The 20752-nt window shown below is 57.3% G+C and carries 2 protein-coding genes; both read right to left on the bottom strand.

The genetic code is table 11. The features are described 5' to 3' along the window. Positions 1-259: 259 nt before the first annotated feature. Positions 260-904, bottom strand: a complete 645-nt coding sequence (locus Enr13x_RS17645) for a hypothetical protein (RefSeq protein ID WP_145388221.1) — start codon at positions 902-904, stop codon at positions 260-262. Continuing rightward, complete coding sequence (locus Enr13x_RS17640) at positions 901-20649, bottom strand: dockerin type I domain-containing protein (RefSeq protein WP_145388219.1); 19749 nt, start codon at positions 20647-20649, stop codon at positions 901-903. The genes Enr13x_RS17645 and Enr13x_RS17640 overlap by 4 nt, the downstream gene beginning before the upstream one ends. Positions 20650-20752 lie beyond the last annotated feature (103 nt).

Below are 20752 nucleotides of genomic sequence, written 5' to 3'. Positions count from 1 at the left end.
TCAGCGGACCGATGTACGACGTCCTTTCTAGGTCGTCGTCGGGAGTCCAGCGGACGACGGCCCGGAAGGGCCATCGTACTCGAGAAACCGGTCGTCCTAAGCTGGACGGTCTCTTTAGCCGCCTACTGTCGCTGCGTGGGGCGTCAATTATAAAAGTGGCAGATTTGATCGCCGAGGAAGACGCCAAGACTTTTGCAGCGGCGGCCCTCTCTGGCGTTTGCTTGCTGCGCAAACGCCGTCTCTCCCAGGGGGAGAGAATCTAATTGACGACGCGCTTTGTACGTCGTCCCCGCCGAGCAACGGTGAACATTCCGGCCAAGAATGCGAGCAGGGAAACACCGGGTTCGGGGATCGCCGTGACCGTGACCGTCGCGAAGCCGCGGGCAGCGGTGTCACTCTGAATCGTCGCGAAGTTGGATACCGGAGTTCCGTCTGGCTGGTCGAGCACGAGGTTGGCGGCGTCAATCGAAAGCGTGATCTCACCCGAGAATGTGGATGCGGTGTTCACAAAGACGGATGCGATTCCATCGTTAACATCTGTGAACACGACCGGTCCCATACCAGCCAGGGTAAAGTCCGAAAGCGACACCCTGGCCGCGTCGATCGGATTGGCTAGAAATGTATCGCTGTTGTCAAAAACATACTTCGACGCCGCCGGGACCGCGGGCGGCGCCTCGAAGAAGTATTGGACGCCTGCGCTTCCGTTGCTGCCCGTCAAAACACCAATCGTTTCATAGCTTCCCAAATTCGACAGCTCCGGCAACGTGACGCGAAACTCGATCTGCTCGCCCGGAGCAAAAGAAGATCCGTTCGGGGACAGCACCGTCACTTCCGCGGCATCGGTTGATCCGAAGAGGGCGACGAGCGTCAAAAGCGTGAGAGAAAGAGTTTTTTGAGAGTTCATATCAGATCTCCGAAAGGACGCTCGTGTTGATCGTTTGCGAGTAGCTCATAGACTTCTTCATCATCCTCGTTCATCATCTGGCTCGTAGGGTTCATAGTGTAATCAGCAAATAGCGAACGGTTGCTGGACGTTTCCTCTGGAGACGTTGCCGGAGATGCGGACGCTTGCTGCCGACTGAGGAAGTTGATCACGCTCAGCGCATCCACCTCCGAAACCCGGCCATCACCGTTGACGTCGAATGCTTGCCGCTGGGCTTCGGTGAAGGCGAACCCTTCCGCGCTGGAGCGGCGGCTTATGGCGTTAATCACCTGTAGCGCGTCGAGGGGCGTCACTCGACCATCGCCGTTGATGTCCGGGACACGTCGCTCGACCTCCTCGGCGGACTCCATTTCAGCATCGGATTGGGACGCCTGTGCAGTCGCGGTTGTCGTGACCGTATCGGGAACGGACAATTGTTTGCCCTGGAATCTGGCGGCAATGATGCGATCTCGCACACTGACGCGTCCATCCTGATCCAAGTCCGCGTTCAAATTCCAAATCGCATCAAACGGATTTGATCCGACGGCCGCGTTCACCAGCGCCATGTCATCGGCGTCGACATCAGCGTCGCCGTCGGCGTCGCCACCAAGTCGATGAATGATCAATTCAAAGTCTTTCCCGTCTTCCAACCCGGGGCGGCTACCAAGCGGTCTGCGTGAAAGATCCTTCACGCGGGCCGCGTCGATCTTCAACAGGTAGACGCCATCCTCGAGTGACACTGGTTCCCCATCGCCATCAAGCACCGTCACGGTCAGTTCTGAAATTCCCTTGGCAAGGTCAGAGACATACTCGAAGCTCGCGGACTCGAGCGGCACAACAACGTCGGTTGATGGATCGTGATCGCTTCCAACATTGATCAGACTAACTGCGTCGACAATCGTTCCGTCGGCGATCAGATCTGCCAAGTTCATCGCCTCGGTGAAGTTGAACCGCAAGTGATTGACCAATGATCGCTGTGCTCCGATGCCAACGGGCGCGGAGTAGATCACCGGGCCGAGCGATGCTCCGCCACTTGATACTTTGTCGACCAAGACGAAATCGCCGATAGTTTGCAGTGTTCCGGTGTATGCGATATCCAGGTCTTCTTGAAGCTGAATGCTCAGACTTTTCGCCGATGCAAGATCGGTTTCCGAACCCGCCCCGTCGAAATCATCGTGGTAGGTGATATCGCCCGGTTCGGCAGCCGCCAACGCCGACGATTGTTCGGCGGTCAAGTTTGAAAATGGAAGATTGATCGTAATCGATGTCGCATTGTTTCCGATCCCGTGGCCGGCCGCGGCGATAACCAGAACGTTGCGGCCGATGATATTTGCCGCCGCACCATCCTCTGGTCTGGAGACGTTGTGTTCCAAGTAGACCGCCGGATCGATCGCATGGATGATTTGATCAGCCGTCATCGGTTGAAGCGTTGCGAGAAACGCGGCGTCGCGCAACTCGAAGTCACCGGAAAGTAGTTCGGGGGTCAGGTCGACGATGGATCCGGCAAGATCGCTTGCGTCCGTCGCCAACCGAATGGTATTGGGCGAACCGTCTACGTTCAAAGCGAAATAAGTGATCGCCGTTTCGGGGGCTGCTCCGTTGAACTGCAGTGTGATGGGTTGTCCGTTCTCGATGACGTTCAGTCCGACGTCGATTTTATCTTCGCTAAAATCCACTTTGTCGATGGCCACGGCTGGATCAAAACTCGGAACGACGTCGAAGCGATGCCCTGAACCGTCCACGCCCGAAAGGTCAATCAGCACAGGAGCATTCGGTTCCTGCGGACTACTGCTGCTGACCGAAAATTTGTTAGGGTCGTTGGTATCACGGACGATGAAATAGATCTGGCCATTGACCAGATCTCCTGTCTGTCCGCTGCCGGCAACAAACCGCACTGCTTGGCCGTCTCGATACAGGGCCGCCTGGACATCGATCGACTGAGTGGCCTCGTTGATCTGAGATGCATCGAACGTGATTGGGCTTTCGTAAGCCGCGACGTATCGAAAGGCTGGATCAAACGGTCCGAGATTTCCAAACACGTCGTGAAGATCGTGATATCGCTGTGTTCGCGCTGTCAGTTGCTGGTCAAAGAATGCGATGACCGCCGCAGCGACTCGTGGATCATCGGCTGTGATCGTCGGATCGCTTTCCTGTGAGCGAATCCGTTCTAATTCTTGCTCCGTGACGATCGGCGACAGATCATCGCGTTGTCGTGGCAAGATCTCGAACGTAAAGTTCGGATCATACGTCTCTGGATCGGACTGCTGATCTCGCATCATCCAATACTCAAAGTATTCGGCCGTCTTGGTTGCTTCATACCCATGGATCGCTGTCACGATTGACTGGGTGAATGCGGGGCCGATCGCACCGAGCTCCGCTTGACGCGCCATCCGCACCGGCGGCGGCAAAGTGATCATGCGAATGGGCGAATTCGCATCGCGGACGCTCCCGGTTTGCGAAGTCAATCGGACGTCTTGGTTCTCGGTGGTGTGTGCCCTGAAGACCAGCAAGGACCCGGTTACTTCACGGATAAAGATCCCCTTGGCCGAGTTCGCGGAGATCCCGTCACCAATTCTGGTATGACTATCCATCAAGATTTCACTGTCAGGTGTTCCAATGCTTCCACCGGCGGCAACCAGTTCGATGCGAGGGGCGGTTAGCAGCGTCGATGTTGGGGTCGCATCACCGGTGGCTTCACCGGGTTGATCGATGGCCAGAATGCTGCCATCGGCCTCCAGTGAAACCGTTTCGCCCGCGGTCACATTGTCATACACCAAGTCTCCGCTGACCTCTTCAATCATGACATGGCCGCCTGTGGACATCGCATTCAAACCGCATTCTTTGCCATCGGTCAAATCGATTCGCAGCGGATCTCCTAAACTCACATCAACTGGTGGTTGCGGCACGTGCTTCCAATTCCCGGGGACGCTGTTGAGTTGTCCTCCATCGATTCCGTAGATCCGATCGTGCGATGATGAATCGCCATAAAGAAGCAGAATGCGTCGACCACCATCTTGGTGCGTGACGGTCAAGCTCGATGCGATCACCACACCCGATTCATCGAATTTAAGGAACTCTTTCTTGGGGTCTTCGACCGTCACACTAAAACTGTCTGGACCGTCGTTGTCATGGAATGTGACGGTAAATCGATTCGGTGTCGCCAGGGAGGGAAATTCGGGCTTGGTGTTAAACTCCGCAGTTGCGGTGAAATAATCACCCGGCGAAACCGCTCCCTTGCCGTGATTCTGGAATTCCCGGCTTTTGTACGTGACGACGAAGGGTGAATCGGTCGTGGAGGTGAGATTAAAGTCAACGCCCTCTGCTCCCTGCGAGGCGATGTTACCGGTGGCGTTCAGGTTGATTTTGTCGCTGCGAATGATTGCTTTGTCGCCGACCGATTCGATGCTGCCACCCGCGTTGATCGTGGTTTGTTTGCCGCCCTTGATCTCACCGGCAACAAAGACCGATGGCGGTACCGGAGTCTGCCCATCGAGCGTCGTCGTCGGCACGTTGATTATGATGCCCGTGTTTTCCAGTCGAGGGATGTGGATCGAAATCGGGCGATCCGCGATCAACGAATGGGTGTAGATCTGTCGGAACGGTTCTTCGATCACCAGTCGCTGCCAGTACTCTTTGCGAAGATTCAAGAAACCGCTGCGTTCGATCCATTGTTCCAATAGTCGAACCTCGGCGAACTCGTGGGTTCCCGTAATCGTCCCGATGTTGACATCACTGTTGCCCGCGTTGGCCTTCTCGACGGTCGACGCTAAACCGATTTCACGACGATTACTTTCGTTCACGACGACGAAGTAAAGCTTTTGGTCGGTCAGACCACCGACCGACCCGGCGCGTTCTTGGAAGACGACTTGAGTGGCGTTCTTTCCCGCGTAGTCTTGGTCCAGAATGAGCCGGTTGCCGTTTTTTGAACTGAACGTCAACGTTTCGGTTTCGCGAAAACTATGGCCGTAGCGACCGAATTCAAAATCAGGGGCAATTCCGACAGCAACATATTGCCCAACCGATTGGCCTCCGCTGGGCAATGCGATTGGGCGAAGATCGGGGATTCCGTCGCCGTCGAAATCGGCAAACTCAACTGTGCGTTTTTCAATGTCATCCGGATCGGGTGCCAAGACATCGATTTCAAACAGCCCAAAATCATAGGTTTTGGTAGCCGACAACGTGTCGGTGACGGTGCTGCCCACCGCACCGGTTTGGAAGAAATAACGAATGCCGGGCAAAGGCGCGTACTTGAGGTTTGCCTCGTCGGTGATCGATTGGGGCGAACCTTTGACGGCTCGCGTTCCCGGTTGTTCCAGCGGGTAGGTGTATTGAATCAGCGAACCGGCAGCATCGCGACGGTACTCGGTGACCAATGGGCGTCCCCCAGTCGACACGTCGGCTTTGGCGGTGTCGACCACGCGGATCACGCCCTGAGAAGTTTGCAGGGTATCGATGTCGTTGATCACGACCGGATAGTTCCCGTCGCTCGTCAAATTCAACTCGACTCGGCCGTCGCCGTCGTAGGCGACCAATGATCCGTCGGCGGTGTTCACAATCCTTCCGAACAGGTCGATCCGTCCACTCTGTGTGGCGACCTTTTCGATCTCAAATCGATCCATTGCCGCATTGTAAAACACATCGATCGGTTTGCCCTGATCTCGGACTTGATCGATCGTACGAATCGGTTGTGGCACTCGGTAAACGGTCGGGCCACCGAGTGAAAACTCTTGTTCAAAACCTGCGATCGTTGCCGCATCGACATGCAGCGTCGTGGTCCGCAGGGTCGAGCCGGCGATGATGGGGGCATTGACATTAATAAACGGCGCACTCACTGCAACGCGATGCAGTGCCAAGATGCCGGGCTTGAGGTTTTTCGCGGCTTGATCCCGCAAATTGCTATTGGCTAAATTCCGGATGCTGTTGGCTAACCCAGGAGTATTCAGACTGCCACGATAGGGTTCAACAAGCTGCAACGTGTCATCCAACGTGACCAGCGGTGCTTCGCCAATGTGCGCACCGACATCGGGAACGCCATCTTTGTCTCGGTCGGCGACCAGCAAGATGAACGAGCCGGCCAAAATATCCAGTTCGCCGGTGACCAACGATTCTTCGACCAGCACCTGCCCGGCGCCGTCGATCAGCGTTTGCCCTTTTGCGTTTTCAATCCCGATCCGGCCCGTGATGATTCCTTCTTCGATGACGGGAGAACCGTTGACGGTGATATCGGCCGGGGGGGCTTGGGCATTACCGGAAAAAGTCGAGGAGATATCAATGAGCCGTCGTGCGTTGCCGCCTTGAACCAGTGTCGCGAAGGTCGCATTCTCGGAACTCGGTACATTTTTGTTGTGAAGTCTGACGTCGGTATTGGCGGTGATCTGTTTTTCGTTGAATTGGATTCGTCCGTGCTGTGCCGTCGGAACGTTGATCGACGTGAGATCCAAATTCGCCGGGGTCGAATTTTCGATCGTGACGGAGGTCCCATCGGGAGCGTTCAAATGGCCGGAGCCGACCAGATATTGGCTTTCCACATTGATGGTGCCTGCCTGGGCGTGGATCGGCTGGACCGTGATCGTCGGAACGACCGCGCCCTGGTTGTAGAGGATGACCGTGCGGGGTTGTCCATTCCCGTCCAACACCGGGTTTCCGTCGCCATCGATGACCGGTTGAATAATCTTTAACCCAAGTTGTGCCATCCGCTCTTCGATGATGTCGATTTCGTTTTGATAGGCTGCCACGGCAGCGGCATCGCCGGCGAAGTCAACGATCAGTTGCTCAAAGCGTTGTTTTAGATCAATCAACCGATTACCGATTGACTGGTAGGTGACGTCCGCGTTGATGTGCTGAGCTTGGATGTCAAGTTGGTCGATCAACTCGCTCAACTCCGTTGCCGTCGTTGTGACTCGTAACGTTTGGTTGCGATTGATACCCACATCGACCGTTCCATCGACACGAACGCCTGCGCCGACCGCGAGCGTTGTGTCGGTTTCGTTTTTCTGTCCGGTCAACACACCGGCCAGTAAGAATCCGGTGCTCGCTGCGTCGGCCGCGGCGGCCAGCGTCGGGTTTTGTTCGGCCACCAATGTGGCGCTTCGGGCTGATCGAACGTTTGCGTCCGCCCGGATTTTGATTTCGTTCTTGACGACGACCTGTCCGGTCCCGGTGGCGTCGGTGCGGGCGATCGCCGACGCGTTGGTTTGTTCGCCATCAATCTTCGCGAAATATCGATCCTCGATTCCTTCGCTCTGGCCCGTCGCCAACGAGCGGCCTGCCCACAGACGCGTTTCACCAAACGAAGTCAACGAGGCATTTGGAGCGACCGTGATTCGATTGACTGGGTGTACGACCGCGATGCCTTCGAGTTTGGCCGAGGTACCGCCTCCGACCGCCAGCCCACTCGGCTGGCTGAGCAGAATTGCATCGCCACCGGCGGTCAGGTTCAAGTCACCTGCGGTCGTCACCGTTGCACCCTCTCCGATGATCACCTGAGACGTAAAGGGATGGAAGTCGATCAGTTCACGAGTCTGGTTGCCCGTTCCGATGGTCGAATCTTCGCCGATGCGAAGGGCGGATTTGACTTCGGTAAGTTGTCCCAATCCGCCGGTGGTATTTTTGGCTTTGTCAACAGCGACGGCTTCGTTCTGAGCGTTCAAATGGAAGGTCGAATTGATATCACCCAAGACGGTGACGTGCGCGTTCTCGTCAATCGTTGCAGTTGTTTGATGATCGACGATGGTTTCGCTGGTCGCACGTGTGATACTTCCCGCCGCGGCGACGGTCAACGTCACTCCGAAATCGTCGTTCCCTCGCTTTCCGGCTTTCTCGGTCCGATTCAAGGCATCAACGACCAGCGAATGAGTTTCGACATGGGCATTCTTTCCGATCCGAGATTCGACGGTGGTGTCAACCGAGCCCTCAAAGCTGGTGGTTGAACCGGCCAGTCCGCCGACCTTTAAATTTTCGGCGCGGCCGTCGATCAGGGAACGATGGTTGGCTCTCAGTTCGACGGCTCCGGCGCGGATGATGACATCGTTATTCGGATCGGAATCGGAGTTGACCGGAGCGTCGGCGATGTAGGCTCGGGTTGTTCCCTTGGCTTGACTTTCGGACGTTGTCGCTTGCAGCCCTGCCACGCTGCCATCGCCGGCCTCGGCCGCGCTGAGCGCATCTTCAGTGGAGTTGGCGGTCACCCGCAAAACCGGCCCTTGTCCCCTGCGATAGATGACGGGCTCACCACGCTGGAAAATTTCCGAACTCACATTGATCAAGTTGTTGTCCAAATCGACATCTGAACCGTTGAAGGAGATCCGCCGGGTTGGATCGACGGCGGAGACCAGTGTGTGACCCGTCCCTGACGCGGCGGTCAAACTCGTTGGTGGTAACCTTGAATCCGCTTCTAACGGTACGCTACTTAGTTCAAAGTGAGTCGTGGAGTTGGTTCGGATTTTGAACTCGTGACCGGTTTCGACTCCACCGAAAGTGAGTGCCCTTGGTTCGGGGGCTTCTTGTGGAAAAGAACTCGCAAATGATTCAAAGGCCATCAATCGGATCCCCCGACCGGCCTGTGCCTTTGCGGGGGTTGTAGCTAGCTGAATCATTCCCGAATTCGGATCGGTGACAATGGCATAAAAGGTCGTGCCGACATAAGATCCCAGGTACCGTCGTTCCAATCGTGTCACGCCCTCGGTTCCGTTACCGTCGTCATTCGCCTCTAAGAAAAACAGATAGACTTGGCGTTTGACCAGTGGCGTGGCGTTGATAAATGAGACGCTTTGACCGGTCACCAACCCGTGGTTTTGACTAATTTGGAGATTGCTAGCCGCCGTCTTGAATCCCGCGGGGACCGTCAGGGTGGCGGGGAACCCGCCGGTCTGTTCCTGGCTGATTTCACCCGGTTCGGTTTGCGGATCGAACATGTCATAGCCATCACCAACGATCGGAATGCTCGTCAAATTTCCATCGATGTAGTAGCGTTTTCCGTCGACAAGGCCTTCGACCTGTCCTCCCGCTTCACCTCCGATATTGACGTTCGAGCCCACGTAGGATTCGGTCGTAATTTGCGAAGTTGACAGCGCTCGATTGTTCTGGCCGGTCGCAACTCCGACCGTGGTACCGGTGGACTCCGTCGATGGATTGACCTCAGAATTCGCATCGACGTTGATCGCGTTGGCTTCAATCCTTGCGTCGTCTGCGATGTAACTCTTGACGGTTCCGGTGGCCATCGCCGACGAGGAAGGGATGTTGATGGCCAATCCGCCGACTGATGCGCCACCGACCTGCGATACCAAATCGCTTTCTTCCACAATCAACTTGGTGTTGACATTGAGTGTTTGGGTCTGGATGTTTCCACCGACATGTGCATCGACCAGCGTGTCTAATTTGGCTTCATTGACTGTCACTCCCAATGCGGCTTTGCCGATGGTCACAACCGCAGGCGAGAACGCCCTCGCTTCAGGGACAGCCCTCGATGTCACATTGACAGTCGTCGCGCGAATCGAACCGCCGTCACCGATTGCGGCAACCGTTTCGACGCCGTTGAAAGCGTTGGATTCGTTGATCGAGGCCGCACCGATCCCGACCACCACGGCGTTGCTCTCTGTCCTGCCCTCGGTTGATTGGGCGGAAGTTAGGGTGACGTTGTCAAGCGGGCTCGCATGTCCGATTTGGACTCCATCACCGATCGTTGTGGATGCGGACCCATCGTTGGAAACTCGCGAGATTGATGCGCCTGCGGTGATCACTCCGATCGCATTTTGTCGGGTTGAGCTACTTTGCCCTCCGGTTTTGAAAGTTTCCATGATCAATGATTTTGACTGCAATTGTGCTTGATCACCGATCGAGGAGCTCGCCTGGCCGACGTTTTCCAAGATCGAGACTTGCGCTCCCAGTCCCACCAATCCGGCCAGTCCTGCTGAACTGGCTGCGTCACCCTTTCCGATTTGCTCTGCGCCAACAAGGATATTTTTTGCAGCAGTCACGTCAGCCGATTCACCGATCCGAGCATGTGCGGTCGATCCATTGGTGACGATCCCAGCCGACCCACCGACGGCAAGACCTCCGATGGTGCCTTGTCCGATTCGAACTTTTACATCGGTTTGATCAAAAGCCTTGATCTGAATGCTGTCCGCGCTCGACGTGATCGTCGTTCCGTCGGCGATCGATGCGAGGGTGCCTGTTTTCGTTGGGGCGGTAAAGGCATTGTCGATCGACAGTTGCCCAGCCGAGTCGGTGTTCGCTTGAACCAGGTTTGAACCGGTCGCATTTTTTAACGTTCGGGAGTGGATACCGCTGCCAATGGATGTGTCGGATTGCTCACGCAGTCCTTTCCCAACGCCGACACGTTGGAGTGACTGGTTGACGTGCCCCTGCATGTTGTCGGCTTCCGATTTTCCATCGCTGTCCATTTCCGATCCGATGGTGACCACCGAAAGTGCCCCGTTGATTCCTCCCAACACGGCACCAGCAAAGGCGAAGATTTCGGATTCAATGTTCTTGCGAGAATTTGCAAGAAGGTCGATTGCACCAGACGTTGCGACGTTCCAAGATTGGCCAATTTCTGACTGGACGAATGTGTTGACCGTGATCAAATCAGCCGTCGCACCCGCGCCGACACCGCCGGCTGCCGCGATGTTGCCCAGTTCGTCATTGATGACAATGGTTTGGTCGGCCTTGCTACTGAAACTTGCAGCATCAACGGCGCCGGAAAAATCATCGGATTTTGCAAGCCCTGCGATCGCGCTGCCTCCGATATTCACCACACCGACTGTGGCCGACAGTGCCCCCGCTAAGCCGATTGCCCCGGTCGCGGCACGTAGATTGACATTGGTATTCGGAACCGCTGCGATCGCAACTGCCTTCGGCGTCTGGATGTCGGATCCCGAGGCGGTGGCGCGAAGGTTATTGTTCAGGTTGACCACCGCGACGCTGCCACCTGCACTGACGGCGCCTGATGCAGCGGCGGCTCCGACGGTCAAATCAACCTCGACTTGTTCGAACGATTCGATCGCGATTCCCGCCACGCTTCCGAAGCGACCGGGTGTGGTGACCGCGGTTTCTCCGCCGGCGCGAAGCAGGCTGTTCTTGACGAACGCTTCGGTCGTCGTATCCATATCGATTGCCGACGCAGCGCCCGCCAATGACGCGAATCCGGACAACGCAGCACCAATGGACGTCGAATCAAAGTCAACGTTGGTATCGGCCCGGACATGAATCGAGTCGGCGGCATAAACGGCCGTTCGATCATCCGCGCCACTTGACACACCATCGAAATCATCGATCGATGCCCGGGTGGTGACGCCGACCACAAACACGTCGACACCTGCACCGACGGCGACACCGCCCCCCGAAACACCACCGACCAGGTCTTTCGCATGGCTGTCATAGCGGGCAACGACCGCAACGCCGCGGCCACGGTTTTCTTGCGAGTTGATTCTCGAATCGTTGATGGAGGCTGTCGTCCGGTCTTTGAGCAAATTGACAACGACGCTTGCCGAAAATGCTCCCAGCCCGATCGAGCCCGAGATGGCGGCATTGTTGAATTCATCGTCTGCCGATCGCGGCGTGAACGTCCCCTGGGCATAAACTGTCAATCCGCGAACTGCGGTGTCGGTGGATTGCCCCGAAGCATCCACAGGGAACGTCGTTTCACCGGCAAGTGCCTTGGCAAAGACCTGCGATTCGATAATGGTGGCCGAAGTGTCGTTGGCCAAATCGTTCACGACGATTGCACCCGCTCCGGCGACCACACCGGCCCCTACGGCGCCGGTTTTGGTCAACAGATTGGCACCGGTCAGTGCGACGACTTGAACATCATTTTCAGCAACGACCGTGGAGCGATCGACCACTGCGACGACTTGGTTTTTCATCACGTTTCCGCTGCCGCTGCCTGCGATTCCAACCGCCCCGCCGCCGAGGGCGACTACGACCACATCGATTGTTGGCGCGGCCAACGCGTTGACGACCAAGTTGCCACCGGTCGTGACGTTGGCTTGTTGAACGGAAGAGAAGACATTGTTTTGAATGTCGTTGTACGCCGCTGCTGCTCCTCCACCGGCCGCAACCGCGACCGCGCCGCCGCCGGATAACGTACTAATCGTCGAGCGATCCCGGGCCAGTACGTTGACGTCGGCCGTTGTTGTTACCAAAGCCGACAAACCGATTTTGGCAATGACATTGGTGCGAATGAAGTTCGTCGAAAGCGCCGCCGCAGCCGCGCCGGTGCCTGCCGCGGCGGCACCGATCGAACCATTAATGATCTGAGACGTCGAATCAGCGGTGACTGAAAGCGTTGTCGACTGGATTTCGATTTCGCTGACACTTGCCGTGATTGAGTTGCGGGCGGCTGAAGTGGGGTTGTCCGGATCGCCACCAATGAAGTTGTAGGCGATAGCCAGCCCGCCAGCGACGCCACCGGATGCAGCCACCGAAGCAGCGGCTGACCGAATCGAAGCTTGGTCCTTTGCCGCGACGATGACGTCATCCGCCTTGACCAGCCGAGCCGTTGCCGCGTCGCTGGAAACATGTGCGTTGACGGTATTTCGGATCCAATTGATTGAAGCCGATCCCGCCGCGGAGAGTCCGCCAGAGAAGGCACCTCCGATGGCGAACGACCAAATTTGCGAATCGATGGTTTCATCATTCGGCGTCACACGAGATTTCGTCTCGGTCAGGTCTGCTTTCTCGCCGACAGTCGCCGTCACCGAGAGATCGCCGGCGGCCACGGTCACCGCGGATCGCTCGGCAAAGGCTTTGACATCGTTCCGCATGTCGTTGGTCGCAACCGCACCGGCGGCCGCCAAGCCGCCTGAACCGGCCGCGCCGCCGGAGACGATGATCATGATCGGATCCACACGGGCATCAATCGTCGCGCCGGTTTGCGTCGTGATCGTCGAATCGGTAACGGCCGACTCGATGAGGTTGCGATTGAAGTTGATTGAAATGGAACCGGCGACCGCAGCGCCACCCGCACCGGCGGCCCCGGCGGACACATTGATCAAACTGGGGTCCGAAAACGCGTTCAAGTCCAGCGCACCGGCCGACGAAGTGATGGTCGAACCGTCAACGATCGCTCGAACTCGACCCGCATCGCTACTCGCAGGATCGCTCGGCACCGCACGTGACGGGTTGCCCGGATCACCGCCGATGTAGTTGAAAGAAACGGCTGCACCCACGGCTCCGCCACCGGAGGCGGCGACTCCGACCGCGACGCTGATGATCTCTGGATTGTCGTTGGCCAACACGGCAACGGATTGCGTCGCGGACAGCGTCGATGAACCGAATACTGACGCTTCGACAATGTTGTTGATCCAATTCAAGTTGATCGCCGCACCACCGGCAAAGGATCCGGCACCGGCGCCCGCGACGGCGATGTTGACGATGTGGCTGCCAGTTGATTCGGCAAGCTGTTTGCCATCTTGGTCACGCGTCGTCGAAGCCGGATCGGCCAGTTGATGCCCCGAAGCACCAAGACCAAGGGTAGTGATGTCTTGGGCTATTTCGGGTTCTTGGAAACCGGCGAGGATGGAAACGTTGCTGGTGGATTCGAGCAAACTGCCCTGATCGATTGTCGTCCGGATGGTATTGCTGATTTGTGCGACACCCGCCGCTGCGCCAACGGCGGCGGCCCCGCCGAGTGCACCAGCACCCGCAATCGCGAAGACGGATGAACTGTCGCCCGAGCTTGCGATGACGTCCTGCACTGCGGCGACTTGGCTGTTGCGGACCGTCGTGATCACATCGTTGTCGACGCGATTAAACGCGACGCTTCCCGCAAACCCAGCCTTCGCAGCAACGCCGGCTCCAATTCCTACGCCGACCAGTGTTTCGTTCGCCGAAGCGTTCAGCGTGATTCCGCCGGCGAGCGAATCCAGCTTCGAATTTTCAATCGTCGTCTGAATGGCGTTGTCGACAAAGTTCAGCCCGACACCGGCGCCCACCGCAGTTCCTTGTGCAAACGCAGCCCCACCGGCGATGTTCACGCTGGTCGTCGAATCGGTTGCAGTCACACGAATCGATCCGGAGTGCGACGCCGTGCTGTCGATCACGGAATTGCGGATGCTGTTCTGGGTTCGGTTCAACGCCATCGCACCGCCGACCAACAGTGTTCCACCGATCGCGCCACCGACCGCCAGCGATACGTTCGTTCCGGTTTGCCGAGCATCGATCGACAATGCTCCGCCGGTCAAAATGAAGCTGTTCTTTAGGTATGCCGCAATGTTGTTGCCCAGGAAATTCAGCGCCACCGCCAGTCCTACTCCGGCTGTCTTTCCCGCGGCAATCCCACCGGCAAACGCGTAGATTGCGGAGTCATCTGTCGCGGTGATCGCGTAATTGCCTTCGCTGGATTGGAGAAAGCTTTCTCGCACTTCGGCAAGAACATCGTTGCTGATCGTATTGATCGAGAATGTGCCGCCAACCGCGACTCCGTTGGTCGCAATGCCAGCCGCGCCGGTGACCGCCACGATCATTCCTGTGGAATCCGCGGTGACTGAAAAGTCTTTGGAACGGAAACGATCTGCTTCCAGTCCGATCTTTTCGACTTCCGCAGCGACACGGTTGTCGATCGAAGTTAATCCGAGCGCGGCACCGACACCGGCACGGCCACCGAATCCGGCTGATCCAGCGACCTGGATGATGTCGGTGTCATCGACCGCACTGAGATCGGCCGCACCGGTGATCTCTCCGTTCAGATTGCCGAGCAGACTGGTCGTCGCGTTGCCGGTCTTTGTGATGCCGACCGATCCGGCGACCGCGATGCTGCTTCGTCCGGTCGCACCGGCAACCCCGGCGGATATGCTGACGATTCGACCATCGCGGGCGGATCGAATGGTTAATCCGGTCGCTGTCAATTCGCCGGTTCGATTGACCACTGTTTCGGTCGCGCCGTCGACGAAGTTCAAACCGACCGCGCCGGCAATCCCCAGCGAATTGCCTCCGCCGGTCACCAAGGTTCCCGCGCCGGCAAGCGAACCGAGATTGGAATCATTCGTTGCTAGAACGTTGATTTGTTTTGACGTAATCACTCCAACGTCGCGCACGACTGCCCGCGCGTCATCCTCGACAATGTTTAGCGTGACCGCTCCTGAAATTCCCACGCCCGCTTTTCCGGTCGAAGTGGTTTGCGGAGTCTGTGCAACCTGCGGCGCTCGCGAGTCGTTTTCCTCAAACAGTCCGGCGATCGATCCCAGGATGTCGTCGTAATCATCGTCGGGGTCGTTGGTTGCGGCCGGAGTCTGCGTGGGAGTGTTAGTCGGCGCACCGGCGCCATTTTTGATGCCCGTCGGTCCGCTCGATGAACTGGATGATCCACCGGCTTTTGCGCCCGAAACGGCCAGCGCGACGAGGAACCCTTCGTTCGCCGCATGGATGGTCGTGTTCCCTGTGTTGGTAATCGAACCTAACGTCGTCGAGGCGGATTCGCCGTCGCGGGTACCGACGATCGATTCGGTGTCTCGGGTCAGGAAATTCATTCCCAGTGACGCACCGACCCCGATGTGATCCGAAAAGGAGATCGCACCTCCGACAACGACGCTGTCGGTGTGATCGGTTGCTTCGACGATCAAGGATGCTGGACGGTCGGCGCCATCTTCCTTGACCAGCTTGTCACGAACGTTCAGCGTCGCACCGCCGTGCACATGAGCCAGCGTGGTGTTTTGCGCCGAATTGGCGAGGAATACGCCGTTAAACGCCGTGTTTTTTGCTTCGCCACCGGCCGCGCCGAAGGTCAGCGTGAGTGATTTGTTGTTGGCGTCGACGTACAGACTGTCGGCGTCGAGAATGACGTTATCCTCGATCTCGGCCAGTACATCGTTTTCGTAGAGGAACACCTGTGCCGTTCCGCCGATTGCTGAATTGCCAGGTTTCTTGTTCACGGCTCCGATCCCAGGACCGCTGGTCACATTGCTGATCGTCCAATCCTTGCTGTTTTCACCCGCTCCCCGCAATCCGGCCGTACGAACATTTCCACTCAGGTTGACCGTTTCGTTGACGCTTTTGGCCGCGACGACAACATGTTGTTCTCCATGAACGACCGTCGCATCTTGGTTGATTCTCGCGCCGTCTTTCACAATCGCTTTGGCAGTGTGGTCCAGGATCAGCACGGTTGCGGATCCGGCGGCGGTTTCGGCTTGCCCGTCGGCACGGGCCTGTGTCCAGGTGTCGACAACGTTGTTGTTGAGTCCCAGATTATCATCGAGCACGTTCTCGACGCTGGAGACAAATTGTCGGGCGGCATCGGCGACCGGATTGCCCACCAGTTTCCAGTTTCCGTTGGTGAAATCCTCGGTGCCAAGATCAATCTCTCGGATCACACCACCGATGTATTTGTAACGTGTTCCGACGTCCCCGCCGCCCGCTTTGCCATCCTGCTTTTTGTTCGGACTGTGTCCTTCGACGACGTCCACCGTGTCGTCTTGGGTGATGATCTTGAATCGGTCTTTGGTCGTGTAGGTTGCGTCGGAGACCGAGGGGTTCTTGAAGGGACCTTGAATGGATGCCGGGTCGATCTGATTGATCGTCTCGCCGCGGATCGTGATGGCTTTCAATGCGTCCAGGTCCGCACCGCCCATGATCAGCGTTTCAGCAGTATTATCAAACTTGCCGACTGCCACCGCGAACGATCGGCCGTCGGCTGATTCGACGGTCGGCTTATCCTCTTCCAGGCGAAGGTTACCGACTGTCGAGCTAGATGTCACCGATGGTCGGTTGTTGACCGATGCAATAACATCGATCGCGCCACCGGCGTCCAAGTCGGCGCGTGGCGTGAGGGAATCCGTACCGATCTGTGTTCGAACCGTATTGGTATCGACAACCAACGCGATCGATCCGCCGTACAATCCGTCGGGTGGGATTGGCGTTACCGGAGTGGTCGCTGGCGGATCTTCTTCGACTCGGATCAATTCCGCGATCGGCGCGGGGGCGACCGAGGCAATCGAGTTGCGCAGCGCATTACTGAACCCCTTGGCGGCTCCTTTCAGATCCTCGGCGAGTTTGGTCACGCCGGACGCTTCACCCACCTTCGCGATTGCTAGTTTCTTAAAGTCCGACAAGAAATCTGGATCGTCAGCACCGACACTCGAAACCGCCTTGACGCCGGACTTTGTGCCCCGCACGTCGAAAACGACCGGAACATTCAGCGTCGCGGCCGTATCGATCGTTTTCTTCTCTTGAGTCGAACGTATTTTTATGTCGTCCGTGACGTTTAGTCGCCCCTCGATGATCGTTTCGGTGGTTCCATTTTCGACGCTGACCGCAATCCCCAATTGAAATGCCGTGTCGTCGGAACTGGCGGTTGCAAACGTCGCATTCCGGTCGACGGTGTCGGCCTGGACGAACAACGACTTGCCGACGTTCAACACCGCACTGTCGGTTACATTCACCGTGTTGGTCGATTCCATCACGCTCGCGGCCAAGGCGCCGCCTGGGGCTTCGGCGCCAATGTTGGCGGATTGGTCAATGCGCGATGAAACCGTCGCATTACCGGTCGCGTTAATGGTTCCTAAGATCGTCGTCGCGGCTTGGTTTTCGGATAGACCGATCGCGATACCGACTGGCGATTTGACCGAAAAGATCTCGGTGCTCGGCGCATTGATGATTGATGATGTGAGTAACGATGAAGCGATGAACTCGGCCGCGTTGATGACCGCGTTTGGTCCAATGGTCACATTGGCCATCGCTTCCGAATTGGACAGCGATCCGGCAAAGGACGTCGACTCGAGTGTTCCCGTGATCTTGTCTAACCCCGCTTTGGTCAAGGTCGAGAGTGGAAACTCCTTGAGTCGTTTGGCGTCAACCGTGTTGCCGACCAGAGCCGTCGCGGTGATCGAAACGTTACCGCCGTCGATGGTTGCTTGGTTGATTGTGACTGCTGCGTCGGCGTGCTTGGGGACATAGAATCCCTGGCCGACAAACTTACCGCGATCCGATGCGGCCAGGACGATGTCCCCATGCGTCCCTCCTGCATCCGCGTTCGCAATCAGACGCGCCCCGCCACCGATCTCGATGGTTTCGCCGGCAATCCGAATGCCGCCGGCCTTCGACGTGTCCGATGTATCGACCGTGAATTGATTCACCCGGACCGTGTCGGCCTGAAGTGTGATTTGTCTGCCCGGAGCTAGCAAGTCGCTTTGGACTTCCAGAACATCGTCGTACTTGACCGTAAGGTTCGCCGTCGATCCTGCCGGGGTCACCAGAATTTTGTCGAGGTCCGCCTGCCGGACCGAGGTCGCTCGCGCCGCGCGGATCACGGCCGTGTTGAGTGTCGCGGACGGATGAACTTGAAAGGTCACCTGCTGGCCATCTGGCAGATCATCGCCGATCGCTTCGACAGTCGTTCCGGCCGGACCTCCGATAATCGTATCGGGCTGTCCGAGTGATGTGGTCGTGACGCTGCCGGCTGTGAATCCGGACACGTCGATCGTTGCCGCCACCGTGGTTCCACCGGTCAATTCGGCCTGTTCGATGTTGCTCAGATTGTCGCGTCCCGTCGGTTGCTGGGCCGCCATGGTGAAGCGTGTGTCGGTGAGCGTGGCTTCACGTGGATTGAGGTTTCCGAATGCGGCAAACGATTCCACAAAGGTGTCGACACCGTCTTTCCCATCGATGTTGTCGCCTCCCAGGAATCCGGTCAAACGGTCGTTGCCTGGACTGCCGGTGATCGTATCGGCGCCAGCGAGCCCGTTGATCTCGACCATCGGTGACCCGACCAGCCGGAGCGAAACCATACGGCCCAGATCCGACGGAACGCCCTGCATTCCCAAGTCTTCGACCACTGTCGAACCATTGATCGATTGCAGCGAAATCTGTTTGTTGACGTCGTGCGAATTGAGTGTCACGCGGGAAGCGACGGGATCGTAAACTGCGGTCATCGTTGGGACAGCCTTGGTTAGGATCATCAAGACGTCGTCCAGCGTCTTTGCGGGCGAGAGATCCACCTCCACCGTTTCACCGCCAACCGTCAGTAACAAATCGTTGCCATCGACTCGCCGCAATCCGACACCGTTTCCGAGGGTCGTCACATCGGTCGAGCCGGCAAGCCCATAGAATTCACTCGCATCGATGATGTCGAAGTCCTGAGACCCGATCAGCCTGGCGCGTTCGAATCCGACGGCCGGTTTTGCGTCCAGTTGGTGATTGGTCAACGTCGCGTCGCCAACCGTCCCGCCGGCAGCGTAGTGGAGCGTATCCGTTCCGATGCCACCGTCTAGATCAAAGGACTGTTCGCCAACGATGACGCGGTCGTTTCCCTGGCCGGCGCGGACGGTGACGTTGTGAGTGTAAGCCGACAGATCAAACAGGTCCGCGGTAAATGATCCTGTCAGACGAACGTCTGTAATGCCCGAGAAATCCTCATTGGCAACCATGCCGTCATCGGATGTGACGCGTGGGTTTGCCGCCATTAGGTTAGAATCATCGAGAACCAATTCGGCGACATCCATGCCAGCGGATCGCCCAACGAACTCAACCTGAAAACTTTTTGCTACCGCTCCGGCCGAGACTTCAAACTGGTCACGCGTGACAAGTCGTTCCAGTGCCGCGGTGAGTTCATCTGGATTCGCATCGGCGGAGATCGAGACGGTGTGTTTGCCCTCCAAGATCAACCGAAACGTTCCCGATGCATTTTCGCCCAGTTCAATGGTCTGGATCTCGTTTTTTCCCTGCCCGTGATCAATCGTTGTGTCGGTCAGAACGAATCGGCCGCTCCCGCTCTGCACCAACGTGTTCGTGCCCAATCCGCCCGACATTGAATCGATGCCATCACCACCGCCAAGCGTATCATTGCCCAGTCCGCCTTCGAGCGTATCGTTGCCGGGGCCACCGATTAACGCATCGTTGCCCAAGCCACCGGTGATGTGATCATCTCCCTCGCCACCATCCAAGTGGGTCGCATAAAGTGTCCCGGTCGCATCGATTCGATTGTTCCCTGCACCGCCGATTAGAGAGACCAGTTCCACTTCTCGGATGATGTCTTCGCCTTCGTTGCCGATCTGCAACGTCAATCCGGTAAGACGAAAGTCAGCATCTCGCTGTTCGATTAACTGGTCGATCGCAGTTTCGCCGGCACCCACATCCTGTCCGCCGGTAATCGTATCCGCCCCCAAGCCTCCGGTGAAAAACTCGGCCGCTTCGGAACCCGTCAAGGTGTCGTCGAATGGCGAGCCGACGATTGCATTAAATCCGACGATGCTGGTCAGTCCGGTAGCAGTCTGATTCGCGAGATCGACAGCGACTCCCGTCGCAAAACCGGAATAATCAAGGGTGCTTTGGTTGCTCGCCGTCGCGTCCAGGTGTTCGACGTTGAGCCATTGATGACGCCCATCGATCCGACCTTCACCATCGCCGAGAACCTGCCATTGTTTGTCCAACGACGAACCGATGATTCGATCGAATCCAGCGACACCGTCGAATTGGATACGAATTCCAATCGGGATCTCGCCCTGGATTTGCAACTGATCCGTACCGCTCGTCCCAGTCACAATGACTTCCGCGAGTTCAGCAATCGGGGCAGCAGCGAGAATCTGATCATTGTTGGCCGTATCGACGAGTTGGATATCGTCGTCGGCCAATCGGATTGCGGCACTCAGGCCAGTGCTACCGGCTGCTCCCGCGTCGTAGGTCAACTGAGCCGCCAGCAACCGCCGCGCTTCCAACGCTTCTGTTCTCGGACGGCGGTGCGACCGGCGGGAGCCGCGATTTCGAATTGCCCCCCGCTTGAAGCTGCGAAAGAGATTCACGTCGATGACTCATCGGGGTGCAACTTGTGCGTCTGGACTTTCTGTCTCACCTCCGCTGGTGAAATGAAGCCGGACCGAGTGAACACCCTTGGTACGATCGATC

Source organism: Stieleria neptunia (assembly GCF_007754155.1).
GTDB lineage: Bacteria > Planctomycetota > Planctomycetia > Pirellulales > Pirellulaceae > Stieleria > Stieleria neptunia.
Note: the sequence above shows the minus strand (reverse complement) of the source record. Positions and strands in the feature narration are given on the sequence as shown.

Bases quoted from the DNA above. Each gene is read 5' to 3' on its own strand.
- Enr13x_RS17645 (WP_145388221.1), bottom strand. From the start codon at position 904: ATGAACTCTCAAAAAACTCTTTCTCTCACGCTTTTGACGCTCGTCGCC.